The following is a 20,473-nucleotide window of genomic DNA, read 5'->3' as shown; positions in this document are numbered from 1 at the left end:
GCTTGACATCCATAGGACCATCCAGCATGACGCGGCGCAGCCGCGTCCCTTTCCCTCACCACCGAGACGCGAAGCGGCTTCGCCGCTCGATACGCCCTTGCGGGGCTACTCGACCAGCATGTGTGCGGGTGTCTCTTGCAAGCAGATCCACCGTCGGCAGAACTCCAGCACGCAGACCCACTCCGCTGGTGACGGCGGGTCGCGCTACGCCCCTGCAGGGCTCCTCGACCGGCAGTCGGTGCGCACAACATCAGCTGAGAGCAGGGTCCCTCCCCTGACAGCGGAGGCCACCCCTTCTCAGCTGATGTTCTGCAGCGCCCGAGCGCTCCCCACCGTTCGAGCGCCTCTCTGCTGATCGAGCAGCCCGCGGAGCGGGCGCATCGAGCGGAGGGGGCGCCTCCGGCGCCATCGCAGGGCGGGGAGGAGGCCGACGTGCATGCGGTGGTGGGTCTCGATACGCCCCTGCGGGGCTACTCGACCAGCATGTGTGCGGGAGTCTCTTCCAAGCAGATCCACCAGCGTCGGAAGGCGAGTCTGCAGAGTCGCCCTGCTGATGACGGCGGGTCTCGATACGCCCCTTCGGGGCTGCTCGACCAGCATGGGCAGGGCTGCGGGGCTGCTCGACCAGCGTGAGAAGGGGCGGGCGCCCTCGGCCGACGTCGCGGGGCGGCGGGCGGGGTCAGGGGCGGTCGAGGCGGGGGGCGGCGGCCAGGAGGCGGCGGGTGTAGGCCTCGCGCGGGGTGCCGAGGACGGCGGCGGCCGGGCCGGACTCGACGAGGCGGCCGTCGCGCATCACGGCGATGCGGTCGCTCATGTGCGCGATGACGCCGAGGTCGTGCGAGATCAGGAGCAGGGCGAGGCCGTGGCGGCGCTGGAGGTCGTCGAGGAGGTCGAGGATCTGCGCCTGGACGGAGACGTCGAGGGCCGACACCGGCTCGTCGCAGATCAGGACGTCGGGGCGGGTCGCCAGGGCGCGGGCGATCGAGACGCGCTGGCGCTGCCCGCCGGAGAGGGTGCGCGGGGAGCGCCGCTCCAGCGACGGCGCGAGGCCGACGCTCTCGAGCAGGGCCGGAACCGACTCCGCGCCCGCGTCGCGCAGCAGCCGGCCGACGCTCCAGCGCGGGTCGAAGGACGACAGGCTGTCCTGGTAGATCGCGCCGATCCGCGGGCGGAGCGGCCGCCGCGTGCGCTCGGTCGCCGCCGACCACGGGCCGCCGTCGAACTCGACCGAGCCCGCATCCGGGCGGCGCAGAGCGAGCAGCAGCCGGGCGACCGTGCTCTTGCCCGAGCCGGACTCGCCGACGAGCCCGAGCGTCTCGCCTCGGCGCAGCTCGAGGCCGACGCCGTCCACGGCCGTGCGGGTGCCGCCGCCGGGGCGGGGGAAGCGGGTGACCAGGTCGGTCGCCCGCAGCAGCAGCTCGCCGGGCGGCGCGGGCGGGACGACGGGCGCGTCCGGATCCGTCAGCCGCGAGCCGCGCGGCCGCCCGGCCGGGACCGCGGCGACGAGCGTCCGCGCCTGGACCGACTCCGGCGAGCGCAGCACCCGCTTCGCCGGGCCGTCCTCGACGACCCGGCCGTCGGCGAGCACCAGGATCCGGTCCGCGAGCCCGGCGACGACGGCGAGGTCGTGGGAGACCAGCAGCAGCGCCCGGCCGCGCGCCTTCTGCTCGGCGAACAGCTCGAGCACCCGCGCCTGCACGGTGACGTCGAGGGCGGTGGTCGGCTCGTCGGCCACGAGCAGTGGCGGGTCGAGGGCGATCGCGGCGGCGAGCAGCGCGCGCTGGCGGAGCCCGCCGGAGAGCTCGCCGGAGCGGTCGCGCATCCGCTCCTCCGGGTCGGGCATGCCCACGCTCGCGAGCACCTCGGCGACCCGAGCCGACGCCTCGGGCGCGGAAAGCCGCGAGTGCAGGCGCAGCACGTCGCCGATCTCGCGGCCGATCGGTCGCAGCGGATCGAGGGAGAGCAGCGCGTCCTGCGGCACGAAGCCGACGCCGGCACCGCGGAGGCGCCGGAGCGTCCGCGCGCCCGCGCCGATCACCTCCTGGTCGCCGACCCGGACGCTGCCGGTCGCCGCTCCCCCGCTCAGACCCAGCAGCGCCCGCGCGGTGACACTCTTGCCGGAGCCGGACTCGCCGACGATCGCTACGCACTCCCCCGGCTCGATCCGGAAGGACACCCCGTGCACGACCTCGACGCCGTCGAAGGCGACGCGGAGGTCCTCCACGACGGCGGCGCTGCCGGCGCGCGCGGCGTTCATCGCGCACCCCGCAGCCGGCCGCCGAGGACCGTCGTCGCGAGCGTCGTCAGCACGATCGCGAGGCCCGGGAACACCGTCAGCCACCAGGCGCTCGAGAGGTAGGTGCGGCCCGCGGAGAGCATCGCGCCCCACTCCGGCGCCGGAGGCTCGGCCCCGAGGCCGAGGTAGCTGAGCGCCGAGGCCCAGACGATCGCCTGCCCGACACCGAGCGTCGCCAGCACCGCGAGCGGGCCGAAGGTGTTCGGCAGCACGTGCGCGAGCAGGATCCGCGGCGAGGAGTGGCCGAGCACGCGCGCCGCCTCGACGTAGCCGGAGTCGCGGATGCCGAGCAGCTGGGTCCGCAGGATGCGCGCGTAGCCGGGCGCGGTCGAGAGGCCCACCGCGACCGTCGCGGGGACGACTCCGGGGCCGGTGACCACGATGACCAGCAGCGCGAGCAGCAGCGCGGGGAAGGCGAAGAGGACCTCGAGGACCCGGCCGATCACTCCGTCGACGAAGCGGCCGCCGAACGCCGCGGCGACGCCGAGAACGGCGCCGAGCACGAGGCCGATGGCGGTGGCGCTGACTCCGATCAAGAGGGAGGCGCCGGCTCCGGAGATCAGGCGGCTCAGGACGTCGCGACCGGACTCGTCGGTGCCGAGCAGGTGCACGGCGGAGGGCGGGTCGAAGGCGTCGCGCGGGGCGATGGCGAGCGGATCGAAGGGGGCGAGGAAGCCGGGGGCGACGGCCGCGAGCAGCAGGAGGACGACGAAGGCGAGGGCGAGGAGCTCGCCGACGCGGAGGCGGCCGGCGGCCCGGCGCGCGGGGCCGGCGGCGCGCAGCTCGAGCTCGCTCATGCGCGGGCCTCCTGCGGGCGGGCGGCGGCGAGGCGCGGGTCGACGAGGCGGGCGACGAGGTCGGTGGCGAGGGTGACGACGATGTAGGCGAGGGCGGTGACGAGCACCACCCCGGTGACGACGGGGACGTCGCGGACGGTCACCGCGGCGAGCAGCGTCCGGCCGAGGCCGGGCCGGGCGAAGATCGTCTCGACCACCACCGCGCCGCCGATCAGGTAGCCGAACGCCCAGCCCGAGAGCGAGACGCCCGGCAGCACCGCGTGCCGGAGCGCGTGCCGGAGCCGGATGCCGAGCTCGCCCTCGCCGCGGGCGCGGGCCGCGAGCACGAACGGCGACTCCAGCGCGTCGAGGAGGGAGCGGCGCATCACCTGGCCGAGGAAGCCGGCGAGCGGGATCGCGAGGGTCAGCGCGGGCAGCACGAGGCCGTTCGCGGAGCCGGTGCTGACCGGCGGGAACCAGCGCAGCGCGGTCGCGAAGACGGCGATCAGCACGGTGGCGAGCCAGAAGTGCGGGAGGGCGGCCGCGGTCAGCTCGAGTCCGGAGCCGATCGCGGCGGCCACGCGGCCGCCGCGGGTGGACCAGAGCGCGGTGACGAGGGCGAGGATCCAGGCGAGGGTCAGCGCCAGCGCGGCGAGGAGGAGGGTGCCGGGCAGCTGCTGGGCGAGCAGGTCGGCGACGGGGGTGCGCAGAGAGTACGAGGTGCCGAGGTCGCCGCGGGCGAGGCGGCCGAGCTGGGTGAGGTACTGCAGGAGGAGCGGCTGGTCGAGGCCGTACTGCTCGCGGACCGCGGCGAGCGCCTCCGGAGACGCCTGCGAGCCGGGGCCGCCGAGGATCGCCTGCGCCGGATCGCCGGGGATCAGGCGGATGAGGAAGAACACGGCCGTCGCGACCGCCCAGAGCACCACGAGCGCGCCGCCGAGGCGGAGGAGGAGGCGGCGGATCATGGGGGCTCCTCTCGGGGGTGGGGGTTTCTGCGGGTGGGTCTCGATACGCCGCTTCGCGGCTACTCGACCAGCATGGAGGGCACTGCTCGACCGGCGTGCGGACCATGCTGATCGAGTAGCCCTCGGAGCGGGCGTATCGAGATCCACCGCGATCAGGGCGGCGGGTCTCGATACGCCGCTCCGCGGCTACTCGACCAGCATGGTGCGGCTACGCCGCTCCTCGATCGGCAGGGATGCCCCGCTCGGTCAGAGCCAGGCGTCCGCGAACCAGGGGGTCGAGACGGTGGCCAGGGCGGCGACGCCCTGGACGGCCGAGCGGTGCAGGTAGTGGTTCTGCTGGTCGTAGAGCGGCAGGATCCAGTAGCCCTCGAGCACGATCCGCTGGGCCTGCGAGTAGAGGTCGGCGCGCTCGGTCTCGTCGACGGTCGCGCTCGCCTGCTCGAGCAGGGCGTCGAGGGCGGGATCGTTCACCTGGGCGTGGTTGGCGAAGTAGCCGCTCGGCGCCGGGGTGATGCCGGAGGACGCGTAGAGCGTGCGCAGGACGTCCGGTCCGACCTTCGTGTACGGCGCGCTGACCAGCTCGTACTCGTTCGCCGCGAGCGCGGTGTACCAGCTGGAGAGGTCGAGCAGGCTGATCTGCACGTCGAAGCCGGCGACCTTCGCCGACGCCTGGATCTGCTCGAACAGCGACTGCTCGGCCGGGATCGACTGGTTGGTGCTGACCGGCAGGCGCAGGACGAGCGGCACGCCGTCCTTCTCGCGGATGCCGTCGCCGTCGGAGTCGACCCAGCCCGCGGTCGTGAGGAGGTCCTCCGCGGCGGCGATCTCGTCGTCCGATCCCGCGTCCTGGAAGAGCGACGGGTCGGAGTAGGCGGTCGCCTCGCTGCTCGACAGCGGCGAGTACGAGCGCTCGGCCGTGCCGAAGAAGAGGGAGTCGATGGCGTCGTTCACGCCGACGGCGCGGATGAACGCCTCGCGCACGCTCCGGTCGTCGAACGGCGCCTGGCCCGAGTTGAGCTCGAGGCGGTTCACCGAGCCGGGGCGGGGTGCGTCGATCTCGACCAGGTCGGAGGCGTCGGTCGCCGCCGCGAGCGTGTCGGGCTGGGCGTTGTCGATCAGGTCCACCTCGCCCGCCTGCAGCGCCGCGTAGCGGGTGGCGGAGTCGGGGATGAAGCGCCAGGTGATGCTGGAGAGGTAGGCGGGGCCGTCGTGGCCCTCGCCGGTCGGGCCGGTCGCGGCGTCGTAGTCGTCGTTGCGGGTGAGGGTCACGTGGTCCTGCTTGACCCACTCGGTCACCGTGAACGGGCCGGTGCCGACGGGCGCCTCGCAGTTGGCCTCCTCGCCGCGGGCGATGCCGGCGGGCGACTGGATCGCGGTCCACGGCTGCGAGAGCGACTCGAGCAGTGCGCTGTCGGGGGCGCTGAGGGCGAAGCGGGCGACGGTCGGCGAGACGGCCGTGACCGACTCGACCTTCGCGACGGCGAGGTAGCCGGTGGAGGACTTCGTCGCCGGGTCCTGCAGGTGCGCGATGTTGGCGGCGACCGCGTCGGCGTCGAGCGGGGTGCCGTCGGTGAAGGTCACGCCCTCGCGGAGGGTGAAGTCGTAGCTGAGCGCGTCGTCCGAGACGGTCCACGACTCGGCGAGCCACGGGGTGATCGTGCCGTCGGCGCTGCGCGAGACGAGCGACTCCAGGACCTGGGTCGCGAGCAGCGCCTGCGGGTAGTTGCCGCCGACGTGCGGGTCGAGGCAGGTGGGCTCGGCGTCGCCGGTCGCGTAGGTGAGGACGCCGTCGGCGACCGGGGTGCTGGATCCTCCCCCGGCGTCGCCGCCGTCGGCGGTGCAGCCGGTCAGCAGGAGGGCGGAGGCCGCGAGGGCGGCGAGGGCGGAACGGCGCAGAGTCATGGCGGCTTTCGTCAGGAGGGGGAAGCCGCGTTTCTTGGACCCGGCCCACTAAACGCTACCAGCGCGCTCAGCCTCCGGGCGGAGGTCCCCCGTTCTGCCCGCCTCCGCGAGATGCCACTTATGAGCGCGACACGCCGTGAGAAGTGCGCACAAGTGGCATCTCGCGGAAGGGGGCAGACGCGCGCGTCAGCCGGAGGTCGAGGCGCGGACGACGAGCTCGGGCTGGAAGACGACCTGGCGGGGCTCGGACTCGAGGAGCAGCTCGACGGCGGTCGCGCCGATCAGGGCGCTCGGCTGGCGGATGCTCGACAGCGGCACGATCGTCGCGGTCGCGAAGGCGATGTCGTCGTAGCCGATCAGCGCCACGTCCTCCGGCACCCGCACCTCGCCCAGCAGCATCAGCCCCTGCAGCACGCCGACCGCGAGCAGGTCGTTCGCGCAGAAGACGGCGTCGGGGCGGTCGGCGGGAGCGCGCTCGGCGAGCGTCCGCCCCGCGGCCCGGCCGTCCAGCACGGTGAGCCCCGGCGTCGGCAGCACCTCGAGCGTCGCGCCCGGCACCGCCGCCACGGCCTCCCGCGCCCCGGCGAACCGGTCCGCGACCTGGCGGATCGACTCCGGCCCGCCGACCACCGCGATGCGGCGCCGGCCGAGCCCGAGCAGGTGCTCGACCGCGAGCCGCCCGCCGGCGACGTCGTCGACCGCGACCGAGGAGAACGCGCTGTCCCCCGACTCCCGGTCGACCAGCACGCAGGGGATGCCGTGGGCGCGGAGGCGGTCGAGCCGCGCGGACCCCTCCCCCTGCGGCGAGATCAGCACCCCGCTCACCCGCTGCTCCTCGAACAGGTCGAGGTAGGAGTCCTCGCGGTCGGCCTCGGCGTCGGTGCTGGCGAGGAGGACGGAGAGCCCGGCCTCGGCGGCGCGGGCCTGGGCTCCGCGGGCGAGCTCGGCGAAGAACGGGTTGCCGGCGTCGAGCACGACGAGGCCGATGCTGCGGCTGCGGCCGGCGCGGAGCTGGCGGGCCGCGTCGTTGCGGACGAAGCCGAGCTCGGCGATCGCGGACTGCACCCGGCGGACGGACTCGGCGCCCACCTTCTCGGGGCGGTTGAGCACGTTCGAGACGGTGCCGACCGAGACTCCGGCGCGAGCGGCGACCTCGCGGACGCTGATGGACGGCACATCGTCTCCTCGGGTCGTCGCGGATCGCAGGGCTGCGCGCGATCCGGGAATCATCTCATCCGGCGGCACCGCGGGGGTGGCCCCCCCTCAGCAGGCCTTTGACAGCCCGGGAAGCGGAGCGATACGCTCGCCCCACGGCGCTGTGAAACGATTCATACGGTGCCGCCCGGTCGGCGCCCGCCGCACGGCCGGATCGCCCCGCACAGAAGGACCCCGCCGTGACCGACCTCAGCCCCGACATCCTCCGCCAGCTCGAGCAGCAGGCGATCGAACTGCCCTCGTGGGCGTTCGGCAACTCCGGCACCCGCTTCAAGGTGTTCAGCACGCCGGGCACCCCGCGGACCATCGAGGAGAAGATCTCGGACGCCGCCAAGGTCAACGAGCTGACCGGCCTCGCGCCGAGCGTCGCGCTGCACATCCCGTGGGACAAGGTCGACGACTACGCGGCGCTGGGCGAGTTCGCCGCGTCGAAGGGCGTCGCGCTGGGCACGATCAACTCCAACACCTTCCAGGACGACGACTACAAGTTCGGCTCGCTCACGCACTCCGACCCAGTGATCCGCCAGAAGGCGATCGACCACCACCTCGCCTGCATCGACATCATGGACGCGACCGGCTCGCGCGACCTCAAGATCTGGCTCGCCGACGGCTCGAACTACCCGGGCCAGCAGGACATCCGCGGCCGGCAGGACCGCCTCGCCGACTCCCTCGCCGCGATCTACGAGCGCCTCGGGACCGAGCAGCGCCTCGTCCTCGAGTACAAGTTCTTCGAGCCCGCGTTCTACCACACCGATGTTCCGGACTGGGGCACCTCCTACGCCCACGTCGCCGCGCTCGGCGACCGCGCCCTGGTCTGCCTCGACACCGGCCACCACGCGCCGGGCACCAACATCGAGTTCATCGTCGCCCAGCTGCTGCGCCTCGGGAAGCTCGGCTCGTTCGACTTCAACTCGCGCTTCTACGCCGACGACGACCTGATCGTCGGCGCGGCCGACCCGTTCCAGCTGTTCCGCATCCTCTACGAGGTGGTGCGCGGCGGCGGCTACGGCCCGGACTCGCCCGTCGCCTTCATGCTCGACCAGTGCCACAACGTCGAGGACAAGATCCCCGGCCAGATCCGCTCGGTGCTCAACGTGCAGGAGATGACGGCGCGCGCGCTGCTCGTCGACCGCGCGACCCTCGAGGAGGCGCAGCTCGCCGGCGACGTGCTCGGCGCGAACGGGATCTTCATGGACGCCTTCTACTCCGACGTGCGCCCGGCCCTCGCGGCCTGGCGCTCGGAGCGCGGGCTGCCGGCCGACCCGATGGCGGCCTATGCGGCGTCCGGGCACGCGCAGGCCATCGCGGAGGAGCGCGTCGGCGGCACGCAGTCGAGCTGGGGCGCGTAGGTCTCGGCGGGAACGTGTGCACAACTCAGGCTGGAAGGGCCGATCCGACCGTTTCTCGACGGATTCGGGGCTTCCAGCCTTAGTTGCGCACGGCGGCGGGGTGTGACCGGCCGGCGAGCGGGGTCCTGAGCGCCGTCGGGTGCGGGGTCCCGGGGGCCGATCGGGCCGTCCGGCTGACAGAGATGAACTCCGGCTCGCGGAACGAGCTCCGGCACGCTCATTCGCGGCGTTTCGACGAGCCGAAGGTGTTTCCGCGAGCCCGACGTCGCCTCCGCATCCTCCGGCACGCGGAACGAGCCTCGGCACGCAGAATCGGCCCGTTTCCACGAGCCGAAGGTGCTTCCGCGAGCCCGAGGTCGCACCGACGCCTTCCGGCACGCAGAAGCAGCTCAGGCTCGCGGAATCGCGCTGTTCCCGCGAGCCGGAGGCGATTCCGCGAGCCGGAGGTGGCTCGGGCACCACCTCCGGCACGCGGAACGAGCTCCGGCACGTGGATCTGCGTCGTTTCGACGAGCCGAAGGTGCTTCCGCGAGCCCGACGTCGCACCAACGCCTTCCGGCACGCAGAAACAGCTCCGGCTCGTGGAGTCGCGCTGTTCCCGCGAGCCGGAGGCGACTCCGCGAGCCGGAGGTCGCGCCCGGGGTCAGAGCGCCGCCCGGAGGCCGTCGACCAGGTCGTGCTGCGCCTCGCGGCCCGCGCGGGTCGGCACCAGCGGGTACACGTGCAGCTGGCCGACCGCCTCGTGCAGCTCGAATGGCACTCCGGCCGCCGCCGCCTTCTCGGCGAGGACGTGCGCATCGGGGTTCAGGACGTCGCGGGTGCCGGTGTAGACGCTCAGCGGTCCGAGGCCGGCGAGGTCGCCGAAGAGCGGACTGACGATCGGGTCGAGCAGATCGAGCTCGCCGCGCCACTTCTCGGCGAGCACGCGGCCGCCCGGCGTGCCGAGCCACGGATCGCTCGGCTGCACCTCCGGGATGCGCGGATTGCTCCAGGAGAGATCGAGCGCGGGCGAGATCAGCGTGGTCGACGGCAGGACGACGCCCTCGTCGCGGAGGGCGAGGGCCGTCGACAGCGCGATCTGGCCGCCCGCGGAGTCCCCGGCGAGCGCCGTCGCGCCGTACCGGTCGAGGCTCCGGTGCACGAGCGCGCGGACGCCGTCGCGCGCCTCGAGGGCCGTGCCGAACGGGACGAGCGGGTAGATCGGCAGGGTGACCGCGGCGGAGGCCTCGTCCGCGATCCGCGCCGCCAGCCACCAGTGCTGCGGCGCGATCTCGTTGACCCAGCCGCCGCCGTGCGCGTAGACGACCCCGCCGCGGATCCGCTGCGGGCGGATCGTGTAGACCGGCCAGCCGCCGACCTGCTCGACGTCGACGCGGACTCCGGGGCGCAGTCGCGGGGGCGGGCCGAAGCGGGCCGGACGGAGGGCGTTCTCGCGGATCCGGCGGCGAGCGCCGTCCGCGCTGACGAACGTGCGGTTGGCGCGGGCCAGGCGCAGGGCGAGCGGGACGAGGGCGTCGGGGACGGCGAGGGGCATGCCCCAGCATCTCCCGCGGGGATCAGCGGAGCCTGGGCGCTCCGGCGCGCGGCGGATGCGGGCGCGGCTCCCCTCGGCCAGGGTGGTGCGATGGACACTGCACCGCTGCTCACCTGGACCCTCGCGCAGGAGATCCCGGTCCCCGCCGACGTCGACTCCCTCCTGGTGGAGGGGGAGAAGGCGGTCGCGTCGTTCCGCACGCTCCGCGACTCCGCCACCTTCACCACGAAGCGGCTGATCGTGCGCGACGCCCAGGGACTGACCGGCAAGAAGGTGGAGATCTACTCGCTGCCGTACAGCTCGATCAACATGTGGTCGAGCGAGAACGCGGGCACGTTCGACCTCAACTCAGAGGTCGAGCTGTGGACGCGGGCCGGACACATCAAGGTGAAGCTCGGGCGCGGAGCGGACATCCGCCGGCTCGACTCGCTGCTCGCGTGGGCGGTCCTGCACCAGCACTGAGGCGGCGGCGGTTTCGCGACCCGGCGTGACCGGTGTCGTCTCCGGCACGTGGGATGACCGTCGGCACGCGGAAACCAGGAGATTCGGCGAGCCGGAGCTGATTGCGCGAGCCGGAGGTCGGACCCGTCGCCTTCGGCACGGGGAACGGGCCTCGGCTCGCGGAGATCGGCGGACTCAGCGAGCCGGAGCTGATTGCGCGAGCCGCAAGTCGGACCCGTCGCCTTCGGCACGGGGAACGGGCCTCGGCTCGCGGAGATCGGCGGATTCAGCGAGCCGGAGCTGATTGCGCGAGCCGGAAGTGGGGCGGGCCTCGAGAATCCGTGGGCGGTGCCGTGGCTCAGTCGCCGCCGCCGCCTCCACCGTCCGAGCCGCCGCCACCGCCGCCGCCGTCGCCGCCGTCGCCGCCGGAGCCTCCGCTGTTCGACGAACCGCCGTCCGGGGAGCCGCCGTCGTCGGCACGGCCGTCGCGGGTGTCCGACCCGCTCGAGCTGCCGTCGCCCGTCGCGGCGGTCGAGCCGCCGTCCCGTGAGGCCGGGCGCGCTCCCGGTGCGCCCGCGCGCATCCGCAGGACGGTCGCGATGACCGATCCGACCACCGCGATGGCGACGACGAGGGCGACGAGCGCCGCGATCTGCTGGTTCTCCACGTCCGGCTCCTGACTGCGTGAGTGAATCCTCAGCTTCACCGTAGCGAGCGGGGCTGGACGCGGGCGACGGGACGGAGGCCGCGCAGAACATCAGCCAGGAGTGGTTCTCGTCGCCGATGGGCGATGACGGACGCTCTCGGCTGATGTTCTGGCGAGCGGACGGGAGAAATCGCCTCGGGGAAGTGGGGGAACCCCATGCTGATCGAGTAGCCCGCGCAGCGGGCGTATCGAGATCCACCAGCGTCAGAACATCAGTCTGCAGATCCTCCCTGCTGAGGACGGCGGGTCTCGATACGCCCCTGCGGGGCTACTCGACCAGCATGCAGAGGCGCCTGCGGGGCTGCTCGACCAGCATGCGGAGGCCGCTCCGGGGCTGCTCGACCAGCAGGGCAGGGCGACGCGGCCGCGAGCGCCGGGCGCTACGGTGACCCCATGCCGAGACAGCCGACGATCCGCGACGTCGCGGTCAGCGCCGGAGTCTCGTACCAGACGGTCTCGCGCGTGCTCAACGACAGTCCGCAGGTCCGGCCGCGCACCCGCGACAAGGTGCTCGCGGCCATCGACGACCTCGGCTTCCGGCGCAGCGCCGCGGCTCGGGCGCTGGCGGCGGGCCGCTCCGGGCTGATCGGCATCCTCGCCGCCGAGAGCCACAGCTTCTACGGCACCGCCACGGCGATGGCCGCGATCGAGCAGGCCGCGCGCGACGCCGGCTACCGGGTGCCCGTGGTCAACGCGGCGCCCGACGCGGAGTCGCTGGCCGCCGCGCTCGAGCATCTGCAGCGCGAGGCGGTCGAGGCGATCGTCGTGCTCGCGCCGCAGGAGCGCGCGCTCGAGGCGATCGAGAGCCTCGCGATCGGAGTGCCGTTCGTCACCCTCGGCGCGGCGGGGCGGGGCGCCGACCCGCGACTCCTCGTCGACCAGGCCGCGGGCGCCCGGCTCGCCGCCGAGCACCTCCTCGCGCTCGGCCACACCCGGATCGCGCACCTCGCCGGCCCGCAGCACTGGGTGGAGGCGCACGCCCGCCTCGACGGGTTCACCGCGCGGATGGCGGAGGCGGGGCTGGCGCCGGCCGCCGTGATCAGCGGCGACTGGACCGCGGAGTCCGGCTACCGGGCAGGGCTGCGGCTGCTCGACGAGGTCGCCGACCTCACCGCGGTGGTCGCCGGGAACGACCAGATGGCGCTCGGACTGCTGCACGCCTGCGCGGACCGCGGCGTGCGCGTGCCCGAGGACCTGAGTGTCGTCGGCTTCGACGACGTGCCCGAGGCCGCGCACTACCGGCCGCCGCTGACCACGATCCGGCAGGACTTCGCCGAGGTCGGACGCCGCACGATCGGCGTGGTGCTGGCGGAGCTGCGCGGCGAGCCGGCCGCCGTCGACCGTCCGGTGCCGCCGGTGCTGGTGGAGCGGGACTCGACGCGGGCGGTCTGAGGCGGCGGTCCGGCGACGCCGGGTCTCGATACGCGCCCTGCGGGCGCTACTCGACCAGCATGAAGACGGTGGATCTACTTGGAAGAGACGCCCGCAGACATGCTGGTCGAGTAGCCCCGCCAGGGGCGTATCGAGGCCCGCCCACCGCAAGCACGTCGGTCTCTTCCCCGCCCTGCGATGGCGCCGAAGGCGCCCCCTCCGCTCGATACGCGCCCTGCGGGCGCTACTCGATCAGCATGAGCACGACGCAGGGCAGAGCGCGCGATCGAGAATCGCGTGCCAGCGATTCGAGACAGCGCGACGCGACCCGCTCCTCGTGACGCACCACGCGCCCGGCCGACCGCGCTGAGCCGCGCGGGGAACGGCTCAGAAGGCGGCACAGCTTGCCGTCCGCAAGACACTTCGCCTACGCTGGCCCGTGGCTTTGTGAACGGTCACATGGCCCTCAGCGAGGAGTGCAATGGACCAGCGACGGCCCCCCGCCGAGGCGATCACGAGCGGCGCGACCGCCCTCGGGATCGAGCTCGGCTCCACCCGCATCAAGGCCTGCCTCGTGGACGCGGCCGACCCGTCCGTGGTCCTCGCCGTCGGCAGCCACGAGTGGGAGAACCAGCTCGTCGACCGCCGCTGGACGTACTCGCTCGACGCCGTGCACGAGGGGCTCCAGGCCGCCTACGCCGACCTCGTCGCCGACGCCGAGAAGCGCCACGGCGCCCGCCTCACCACGGTCGGCGCGCTCGGCGTCTCCGCGATGATGCACGGCTACCTCGCCTTCGACGCGGACGACGAGCTGCTCGTCCCGTTCCGCACCTGGCGCAACACCAGCACCGGCCCGGCGTCGGCCGAGCTGACCGAGCTGTTCGGCGCGAACATCCCGCTGCGCTGGTCGCTCGCGCACCTGCACCAGGCGGTCCTCGACTCCGAGCCGCACGTCGAGAGGATCGACTTCCTCACCACCCTCGCCGGCTACGTGCACTGGCGTCTCACCGGCGAGAAGGTCCTCGGCGTCGGCGACGCCTCCGGCATGGTCCCGACCGACCCGGCGACCCGCGACTACGACGAGACCGTCCTCGAGCGCTACGACGCCCGCGTCGCCGGCACCCTGCCGCCGCTGCGCGAGCTGCTGCCCGCCGTCCTCCCCGCGGGCGCCGCGGCCGGCGAGCTCACCGCCGAGGGCGCGCTGCTGCTCGACCCGACCGGCGCGCTCCAGGCCGGCGTCCCGTTCTGCCCGCCCGAGGGCGACGCCGGCACCGGCATGGTCGCCACCAACTCCGTCGCCCCGCGCACCGGCAACGTCAGCGCCGGCACGAGCATCTTCGCGATGGTCGTCCTGGAGCGCCCGCTCGAGAGCGTGCACCACGAGCTCGACCTGGTCGCCACTCCGGCCGGCGACCTCGTCGCGATGGTGCACTGCAACAACGGCGCGAGCGAGCTCGCCACCTGGGTCGGCCTGTTCTCGCGGTTCGCCGCAGCCTCGGGCGGCCCCTCCGACAGCGACGCCGTCTACGGCACCCTCTTCGCGGAGGCGCTCGCCGGCGAGGCCGACGCCGGCGGGCTCCTCGCCTACAACCACCTCGCGGGCGAGCCCATCGCCGGACTCGTCGAGGGCCGCCCGCTCGTCGTGCGCACCCCCGACTCCCGCCTCACGCTGGCCAACTTCATGCGCGCGCAGCTCTACGGCGTGTTCGGCACGCTCGCGCTCGGCATGCGCGTGCTGGCCGGCGAGGGCGTCGTGATCGACGAGATGTTCGCGCACGGCGGCATGTTCCGCACGGCCGGAGTCGCCCAGCGCTTCCTCGCCGGAGCGCTCGACGCCCCCGTCTCGGTCGCCGCGACCGCCTCCGAGGGCGGCCCCTGGGGCATGGCGGTGCTCGCCGCCTTCCGCCTGCAGGAGGGGACGACCCTCGACTCCTACCTGACCGAGCAGGTCTTCGGCGACGCCGGCTTCGAGACGGTGGCGCCCGACAGCGCCGACGTCGCCGGCTTCACCGCCTACCTCGAGCGCTACCGCGCCGGCCTCGCCGTCGAGCAGACGGCCGTCGACACCCTCACCACGCAAGGAGACACCGCATGACCGACAGCACGACCGCTGCCACCACAGGGTTCGGCCCCGAGGTCGAGGCGGCGATCGCCCGCGTCCGCGAGGACGTCGCCCGCCTGCACGCCGAGCTCGTCCGCTACGGCCTCGTCATCTGGACCGGCGGCAACATCTCCGGCCGCGTGCCCGGCGCCGACCTCTTCGTGATCAAGCCGAGCGGCGTCTCCTACGACGACCTCGCGCCCGAGAACATGATCCTCTGCGACCTCGACGGCACCGTCGTCCCGGGCAGCCTCGGCTCCGAGCGCAGCCCGTCCAGCGACACCGCCGCGCACGCCTACGTCTACCGCGAGATGCCCGAGGTCGGCGGCCAGGTGCACACGCACTCCACCTACGCCACCGCCTGGGCGGCCCGCGCCGAGGCGATCCCCTGCGTCATCACCGCGATGGCGGACGAGTTCGGCGGCGAGATCCCGCTCGGCCCGTTCGCGATCATCGGAGACGACTCGATCGGCCGCGGCGTCGTCTCGACGCTCACCGGGCACCGCTCGCGCGCCGTCCTGATGCAGAACCACGGCGTCTTCACCATCGGCAAGGACGCGAAGGACGCCGTCAAGGCCGCGGTGATGACCGAGGACGTCGCCCGAACCGTGCACATCGCGCGCCAGGGCGGCGAGCTCGTCCCCATCCCGCAGGAGTCGATCGACGCCCTGTTCGACCGCTACCAGAACGTCTACGGACAGAACCCCACCGGAGCACTCGCATGACCCTGCCCAGCACCCCTCGATCCGGGAGCATCATCCCCGACCTCGCGACCCGCACCGTCTGGTTCCTCACCGGCAGCCAGGACCTCTACGGCGAGGACACCCTCCGCCAGGTCGCCGAGCAGTCGCAGGCCGTCGTCGCGCAGCTGAACGAGTCCAGCGACATCCCGGTGACCGTCGAGTGGAAGCCGGTGCTGAAGAGCTCCGACGCGATCCGCCGCACGATGATCGAGGCGAACTCCGACGACTCCGTCGTGGGCGTCATCACCTGGATGCACACCTTCAGCCCCTCGAAGATGTGGATCCACGGCTTCGACGCGCTCGCCAAGCCGCTGCTGCACTTCCACACCCAGGCGAACGTCGCCCTGCCGTGGCAGGACATCGACTTCGACTTCATGAACCTCAACCAAGCCGCCCACGGCGACCGCGAGCACGGCTACATCCTCAGCCGGATGAGCGTGCCGCGGAAGACGGTCGTCGGCCACGCCAGCGACGCCCGCGTCACCGAGTCGATCGGCATCTGGTCGCGCGCCGCGGCCGGCTGGTCGGCCTCGCAGAGCATGAAGGTCGCCCGCTTCGGCGACAACATGCGCAACGTCGCCGTCACCGAGGGCGACAAGACCGAGGCCGAGATCCGCCTCGGCGTCAGCGTCAACACCTGGGGCGTGAACGAGCTCGTCGAGCGCGTGGACGCCGCGACGGACGCCGACATCGACGCGCTGGTCGCGGAGTACGTCGAGAGCTACGACGTGGTGCCCGAGCTGCTCCCCGGCGGCGAGCGCCACGAGTCGCTCCGCTACGGTGCGGCGGTCGAGATCGGCCTGCGCTCGTTCCTGGAGGAGGGCGGCTTCGAGGCGTTCACCGACAGCTTCGAGGACCTCGGCGGGCTGCGCCAGCTCCCGGGTCTCGCCGTGCAGCGCCTGATGGCCGACGGCTACGGCTTCGGCGGCGAGGGCGACTGGAAGACCGCCGTCCTCATCCGCATCGCCGCGGTGATGGGCGCCGGCCTGCCCGGCGGCACCAGCCTGATGGAGGACTACACCTACGACATGACGCCCGGCGAGGAGCTCATCCTCGGCGCGCACATGCTCGAGGTGTCGCCGTCGCTGTCGTCGAAGCGCGCGTCGCTCGAGATCCACCCGCTGGGCATCGGCGGCCGCGAGGACCCGGTGCGCCTGGTCTTCACCGCGGATGCCGGCGACGCGGTCGTCGTCGCGCTGAGCGACGTGCGCGAGCGCTTCCGCCTGGTCGCGAACAAGGTGACCACCGTCGAGCCGCCGCAGACGCTGCCGCACCTCCCGGTCGGCCGCGCCGTCTGGCAGCCCGCCCCCGACTTCGGCACCAGCGCCGCGGCCTGGATCACGGCCGGCGCCGCGCACCACACCGTCATGACGACGCAGATCGGCCTGGAGGCGTGGGAGGACTTCGCCCGCATCGCCGGCGTCGAGCTCCTCGTCATCGACGAGTCCACCACCCTCCGCGGCTTCGAGGCCGACATCCGCTCGAACGCGGCGTACTACCGCCTCGCGCAGGGGCTGTAGGGACACTGCACGACCGACGGCCGGCTCCCCGCGGGGGGCCGGCCGCTCGTGTGTCTGCGGGGGGGGTCGCCTGGTCGGCGGAGGTCCCCCTCGCATGCTGGTCGAGTAGCCCTGCAGGGGCGTATCGAGACCCGACGTCGTCGAGAGGGCGGGTCTGCCGGCCTCGTGTCGTGATGACGGTGGATCTCGATACGCCGGCTGCGCCGGCTACTCGATCAGCATGAAGGACCCGCTGCGCGGGCTGCTCCGTCCGGAGGGAGCGCTTGGGCGCTGCACAACATCAGCTGAGAAGGGGTGGCCTCCGCTGTCAGGCGATGCCCCCTGCTCTCAGCTGATGTTGTGCGCACCCCCTGCTGGTCGAGCAGCCGCGGAGCGGCGTGTCGAGACCCCGCGTGGTCAGCACGGCGGGATTGCAGGCGCGCGGTCAGAGGCCGTCGCCGTCGAACCAGTCGTTCTGCCACCGCCAGTCGATGGGGTCGCCGGCGCGCTGATAGCGGATGTCGGTGGAGAGGCGGAGGCGGCGGTCGGACGCGACGTTGTCGAGCGAGGCGTGGACGATGAAGGGCGAGTGGATCAGGACGTCGCCGGCCCGCATGTCGGCGGCGAGCCAGCGGGCGTCGTGCTCGTCGGCGAGGGCCGGGAGGTCGGCCGTCAGCGAGCGGGGGCGGCCGAGGAGGCCGGTGCGCTCGAGCTCCTCGACGCGGAGGTGCGAGCCCTCCAGGTAGACGAGCGGCCCGTTCTCGACCGGCGTGTCCCCGATCGGGATCCAGAGCGACAGCAGGTTGCGGGTGCCCTCGCGCAGGTAGACGAGGTCGTAGTGCGCCTGGGTCGCCGTGCCGATGCCCTTCTGGCCGGGGCGCACCTGCCGGAGGATCTTCCTCCGGTGCAGGTGGATCTCGTCGGCCAGCAGCGTGCGCATCATTGCGAGGATCGCGGGCTGGCGGCAGAACGCGGCGTACTCCCGGCTCGGGACGAGGGAGGAGAAGAGGATGTCGCGGAAGCGGGCGAGGTCCAGGTCCGCGCCGTCGTCGCGACCGGAGTCCCAGGCGTCCTCGTCCGCGAAGAGGCCGGTCGGAGCGAGGGCTGCGCAGTACCAGCGGCGGAAGTCGAGCACGGTCTCGCGGTCGAGCAGCCCGCGGACGAGCAGGTAGCCGTCGCGGCGGAGGCGCCGCCAGAGCGCGTCGCGGTCGGCGAGCTCCTCCTCCGGGACCTCGTCGAGCGGACCCCAGCGCTCCGGCGCCGTGCTCAGCGCATAGCCGTTGGACGTCGGCATCGACGGCCTCCCTGCGATCGGATCGTGCGGACCGTCCGCACTTCTGTCACCATCGTGACGCCCGCCGATCCCCGTCACCAGGGACCGACGCGACCAGGAGGAGGACTTTTGCACCCCGCGCCGAGCGCTCGCTACCGGACCCCCGACACGTCGACGGGGCTCGGTCTGTACGTCTTCGGGGCCGGGCGGCGCGCGGGGGTCTCCTCCCCCGTGCGGCAGCGGGTGCTGCCGGAGAGCGCGGTGGTCCTGATCGCGGAGGGCCGGGGCGAGTTCCGGGTGGGAGACGAGACGAGCGCGGTCGAGGCGGGCGATGCGCTGTGGGTGCCGGCGGGGGTCGAGCACTCCTACCGGTCCGCGGCGAGCGGCTGGACCGAGCACTGGGTGCTGCTCGCCGGCACCGCACTCGAGCACCTCGTGGCCGAGGGGCTGCTGCCGCGCGGCGCCGGAGTGCTGCACGTGCGCGGGGGCGACGCCTCGCACCTGTTCGCCGCGGTCCTCGACGCGCTCGAAGACACCGGTGCCGCCTCCGTCGCGCGGAGCAGCGCGCGGGCCCTGCTGCTCCTGCTGCGGCTGTCGGAGTCGCGGGAGCGGAGCCGCTTCGACCGCCGGATCGAGCGGATCGCGCTCTCCGGCGCCGGCGTCGAGGATGCGGCGAGGGAGCTCGGGCTGTCGCTGCGCGCCCTGCGGGCCCGGACGGAGGAGCGGACCGGCGCCTCGCCGATCGAGCTGTTCCTGCGGATCCGCGTCGACGAGGCGAAGGCCCTGCTCTCGGAGGGCGACCTGCCGGTGTCGGCCGTCGCTCGCGCCGTCGGCTACGAGGACCCGGGCTACTTCACCCGCGTCTTCCGCGCGCGGGTGGGAGTCACGCCGAGCGAGTTCCGGAGCCGGCACCGGCGCTGACGGCGCGGCGGGGCGCCGCGCGGTGGATCTCGAGACGCCCGCTGCGCGGGCTACTCGATCAGCATGAAGGGCCTGCGGCGCTGCGCAACATCAGCTGAGAAGGGGTGGCCTCCTCTGTCAGGCGAGGGGCCCTGCTCTCAGCTGATGTTGTGCGGCCCCCTTTGCTGGTCGAGTAGCCGCGGAGCGGCGTATCGAGACCCGACGTGGTCAGCTCGGCGGGGCTGCAGACCGAGGTCTCGGTGACGGTGGATCTCGATACGCCCGCTTCGCGGGCTACTCGATCAGCAGGGGAAGGGGGGCGCGGCGTCAGCCGCTCGATCGCGGCGGCCGGTCAGTCGGCGGCGCCGCGCCGCTCAGCGGGAGGTGGAGAAGGCCGCGTCGAAGGCGTCGGCCGGGGGCGTGATCGCGTTGAGCTTGCGGACGAAGGCGAGGGCCTCGGGGGCGCCGTCGAGGCGGTCCATGCCGGCGTCCTCCCACTCGACGCTGGTCGGGCCGGTGTAGCCGATCGCGTTGAGGGCGCGGAAGACGGGCTCCCACGGGACGGCGCCGTGGCCGGTCGAGACGAAGGTCCAGCCGCGGCGCGGGTTGGCCCAGGGCAGGTGCGAGCCGAGGACGCCGTTGCGACCGTCGAGGTTGGCGATCGACTCCTTCACGTGCACGTGCAGGATGTGCTCGGCGAAGTCGAGGATGAACGCGACGCTGTCGAGCTGCTGCCAGACGAAGTGCGACGGGTCGAAGTTGAAGCCGAAGGACTTCCGGTGGCCGATCGCCTCGAGGGTGCGCTTCGCGGTCCAGTAGTCGTAGGCGATCTCGCTCGGGTGCACCTCGAGGCCGTAGCGGACGCCGACCTCCTCGAAGACGTCGAGGATCGGGTTGAAGCGGTCGGCGAAGTCCTGGTAGCCGGCGGCGATCCACTCGTCGGACGCGGGCGGGAACATCGCCACGCCCTTCCAGATCGACGAGCCGGAGAAGCCGTTGACCTGCTTCACGCCGAGCGCGGCGGCGAAGCGGGCGGTGTCCTTGAGGTCCTGCGCGGCCCGCTGGCGGACGCCCTCGGGGTCGCCGTCGCCCCAGACGCGGTCGCTGAGGATGTCGCGGTGGCGCGCGTCGATCGGGTCGTCGCAGACGGCCTGGCCGGTGAGGTGGTTCGAGATGGCGAAGACCTGGAGGCCGTTCTTCTCGAGGATGTCCTTGCGGCTCTGCACGTAGTCCGCGTCGTCCCAGCGGGCGACGTCGATGTGGTCGCCCCAGCAGGCGATCTCGAGGCCGTCGTAGCCCCACTCGCCGGCGAGACGGGCCACCTCCTCGAACGGGAGGTCTGCCCACTGGCCGGTGAAGAGGGTGATCGGTCGCGTCATCGCGGGGTCCTTACTCTCGACTC

Annotated in this window: 16 protein-coding genes; 7 read left to right on the top strand and 9 right to left on the bottom strand. The window is 73.2% G+C overall.

Going from position 1 to position 20,473, the window contains the following annotated elements; genetic code table 11:
• Positions 1 to 679: 679 nt before the first annotated feature.
• The 5 genes from EDF22_RS19740 to EDF22_RS19720 form a co-directional block, all read right to left on the bottom strand.
• Positions 680 to 2,257: an ABC transporter ATP-binding protein gene (locus EDF22_RS19740; RefSeq protein ID WP_123706506.1), complete on the bottom strand. Its 1,578-nt coding sequence runs from the start codon at positions 2,255 to 2,257 to the stop codon at positions 680 to 682.
• Entirely contained in the window at positions 2,254 to 3,093 is an 840-nt protein-coding gene (locus tag EDF22_RS19735; protein ID WP_123706505.1) for an ABC transporter permease, read from the bottom strand. Before EDF22_RS19735 ends, EDF22_RS19740 begins: the two co-directional genes overlap by 4 nt.
• Positions 3,090 to 4,037 carry an ABC transporter permease gene (locus EDF22_RS19730; RefSeq protein WP_123706504.1) on the bottom strand — a complete coding sequence of 316 codons (948 nt, stop codon included), beginning with the start codon at positions 4,035 to 4,037 and terminating at the stop codon, positions 3,090 to 3,092. Before EDF22_RS19730 ends, EDF22_RS19735 begins: the two co-directional genes overlap by 4 nt.
• Positions 4,038 to 4,283: 246 nt before the next feature.
• Positions 4,284 to 5,939, bottom strand: coding sequence for an ABC transporter substrate-binding protein (locus EDF22_RS19725; RefSeq protein ID WP_123706503.1), 1,656 nt, complete (start codon positions 5,937 to 5,939; stop codon positions 4,284 to 4,286).
• Positions 5,940 to 6,125: 186 nt separating this feature from the next.
• Positions 6,126 to 7,115, bottom strand: a complete 990-nt coding sequence (locus EDF22_RS19720; protein ID WP_243839992.1) for a LacI family DNA-binding transcriptional regulator — start codon at positions 7,113 to 7,115, stop codon at positions 6,126 to 6,128.
• A gap of 218 nt (positions 7,116 to 7,333) precedes the next feature.
• Between EDF22_RS19720 and rhaI the strand changes: the two genes are divergently transcribed.
• Positions 7,334 to 8,503, top strand: coding sequence for an L-rhamnose isomerase (gene rhaI / locus EDF22_RS19715; RefSeq protein ID WP_185039159.1), 1,170 nt, complete (start codon positions 7,334 to 7,336; stop codon positions 8,501 to 8,503).
• 643 nt (positions 8,504 to 9,146) lie between these two features.
• Here the strand turns inward: rhaI and EDF22_RS19710 are convergent.
• Positions 9,147 to 10,037: an alpha/beta hydrolase fold domain-containing protein gene (locus tag EDF22_RS19710; protein WP_123446853.1), complete on the bottom strand. Its 891-nt coding sequence runs from the start codon at positions 10,035 to 10,037 to the stop codon at positions 9,147 to 9,149.
• A 90-nt stretch (positions 10,038 to 10,127) separates the two neighbouring features.
• On the opposite strand from EDF22_RS19710, the gene EDF22_RS19705 reads away from it, so the two are divergent.
• Positions 10,128 to 10,499, top strand: coding sequence for a PH domain-containing protein (locus EDF22_RS19705; protein ID WP_123446854.1), 372 nt, complete (start codon positions 10,128 to 10,130; stop codon positions 10,497 to 10,499).
• 337 nt (positions 10,500 to 10,836) lie between these two features.
• Here the strand turns inward: EDF22_RS19705 and EDF22_RS19700 are convergent, their stop codons facing one another.
• Positions 10,837 to 11,145 (bottom strand): hypothetical protein, encoded by a 309-nt coding sequence (locus EDF22_RS19700; protein ID WP_123706501.1) that lies wholly within the window; start codon positions 11,143 to 11,145, stop codon positions 10,837 to 10,839.
• A 432-nt stretch (positions 11,146 to 11,577) separates the two neighbouring features.
• Between EDF22_RS19700 and EDF22_RS19695 the strand changes: the two genes are divergently transcribed.
• The 4 genes from EDF22_RS19695 to araA all read left to right on the top strand — a co-directional run bounded on the left by EDF22_RS19695 (position 11,578) and on the right by araA (position 16,919).
• Complete coding sequence (locus EDF22_RS19695; protein WP_123706500.1) at positions 11,578 to 12,576, top strand: LacI family DNA-binding transcriptional regulator; 999 nt, start codon at positions 11,578 to 11,580, stop codon at positions 12,574 to 12,576.
• Positions 12,577 to 13,036: 460 nt separating this feature from the next.
• Entirely contained in the window at positions 13,037 to 14,650 is a 1,614-nt protein-coding gene (locus EDF22_RS19690) for a xylulokinase (protein ID WP_123706499.1), read from the top strand.
• Positions 14,647 to 15,381, top strand: coding sequence for an L-ribulose-5-phosphate 4-epimerase (locus EDF22_RS19685; protein WP_123706498.1), 735 nt, complete (start codon positions 14,647 to 14,649; stop codon positions 15,379 to 15,381). The genes EDF22_RS19690 and EDF22_RS19685 overlap by 4 nt, the downstream gene beginning before the upstream one ends.
• The gene (gene araA / locus EDF22_RS19680; protein ID WP_123706497.1) at positions 15,378 to 16,919 is read left to right on the top strand and encodes an L-arabinose isomerase; all 1,542 of its coding nucleotides are present in this window, start codon (positions 15,378 to 15,380) and stop codon (positions 16,917 to 16,919) included. The genes EDF22_RS19685 and araA overlap by 4 nt, the downstream gene beginning before the upstream one ends.
• Positions 16,920 to 17,343: 424 nt before the next feature.
• Here araA and EDF22_RS19675 read toward each other — a convergent pair whose 3' ends face one another.
• Positions 17,344 to 18,192 (bottom strand): phytanoyl-CoA dioxygenase family protein, encoded by an 849-nt coding sequence (locus EDF22_RS19675; RefSeq protein WP_123706496.1) that lies wholly within the window; start codon positions 18,190 to 18,192, stop codon positions 17,344 to 17,346.
• 108 nt (positions 18,193 to 18,300) lie between these two features.
• Between EDF22_RS19675 and EDF22_RS21025 the strand changes: the two genes are divergently transcribed.
• Positions 18,301 to 19,092 carry an AraC family transcriptional regulator gene (locus EDF22_RS21025; protein ID WP_185039156.1) on the top strand — a complete coding sequence of 264 codons (792 nt, stop codon included), beginning with the start codon at positions 18,301 to 18,303 and terminating at the stop codon, positions 19,090 to 19,092.
• Positions 19,093 to 19,445: 353 nt separating this feature from the next.
• Here EDF22_RS21025 and EDF22_RS19665 read toward each other — a convergent pair whose 3' ends face one another.
• Positions 19,446 to 20,450 (bottom strand): sugar phosphate isomerase/epimerase, encoded by a 1,005-nt coding sequence (locus tag EDF22_RS19665; protein ID WP_123706495.1) that lies wholly within the window; start codon positions 20,448 to 20,450, stop codon positions 19,446 to 19,448.
• Positions 20,451 to 20,473 lie beyond the last annotated feature (23 nt).

Origin of the sequence: Rathayibacter sp. PhB127 (assembly GCF_003751665.1) — a bacterium.
Taxonomy (GTDB): Bacteria; Actinomycetota; Actinomycetes; order Actinomycetales; family Microbacteriaceae; genus Rathayibacter; species Rathayibacter festucae.
This window is presented reverse-complemented; position numbering and strand designations above follow the sequence as displayed.

Coding starts and splice junctions, on each gene's coding strand:
- EDF22_RS19740 (WP_123706506.1), bottom strand. CDS start 2,257: ATGAACGCCGCGCGCGCCGGCAGCGCCGCCGTCGTGGAGGACCTCCGC.
- EDF22_RS19735 (WP_123706505.1), bottom strand. CDS start 3,093: ATGAGCGAGCTCGAGCTGCGCGCCGCCGGCCCCGCGCGCCGGGCCGCC.
- EDF22_RS19730 (WP_123706504.1), bottom strand. CDS start 4,037: ATGATCCGCCGCCTCCTCCTCCGCCTCGGCGGCGCGCTCGTGGTGCTC.
- EDF22_RS19725 (WP_123706503.1), bottom strand. CDS start 5,939: ATGACTCTGCGCCGTTCCGCCCTCGCCGCCCTCGCGGCCTCCGCCCTC.
- EDF22_RS19710 (WP_123446853.1), bottom strand. CDS start 10,037: ATGCCCCTCGCCGTCCCCGACGCCCTCGTCCCGCTCGCCCTGCGCCTG.
- EDF22_RS19705 (WP_123446854.1), top strand. CDS start 10,128: ATGGACACTGCACCGCTGCTCACCTGGACCCTCGCGCAGGAGATCCCG.
- EDF22_RS19695 (WP_123706500.1), top strand. CDS start 11,578: ATGCCGAGACAGCCGACGATCCGCGACGTCGCGGTCAGCGCCGGAGTC.
- EDF22_RS19690 (WP_123706499.1), top strand. CDS start 13,037: ATGGACCAGCGACGGCCCCCCGCCGAGGCGATCACGAGCGGCGCGACC.
- EDF22_RS19685 (WP_123706498.1), top strand. CDS start 14,647: ATGACCGACAGCACGACCGCTGCCACCACAGGGTTCGGCCCCGAGGTC.
- araA (WP_123706497.1), top strand. CDS start 15,378: ATGACCCTGCCCAGCACCCCTCGATCCGGGAGCATCATCCCCGACCTC.
- EDF22_RS19675 (WP_123706496.1), bottom strand. CDS start 18,192: ATGCCGACGTCCAACGGCTATGCGCTGAGCACGGCGCCGGAGCGCTGG.
- EDF22_RS19665 (WP_123706495.1), bottom strand. CDS start 20,450: ATGACGCGACCGATCACCCTCTTCACCGGCCAGTGGGCAGACCTCCCG.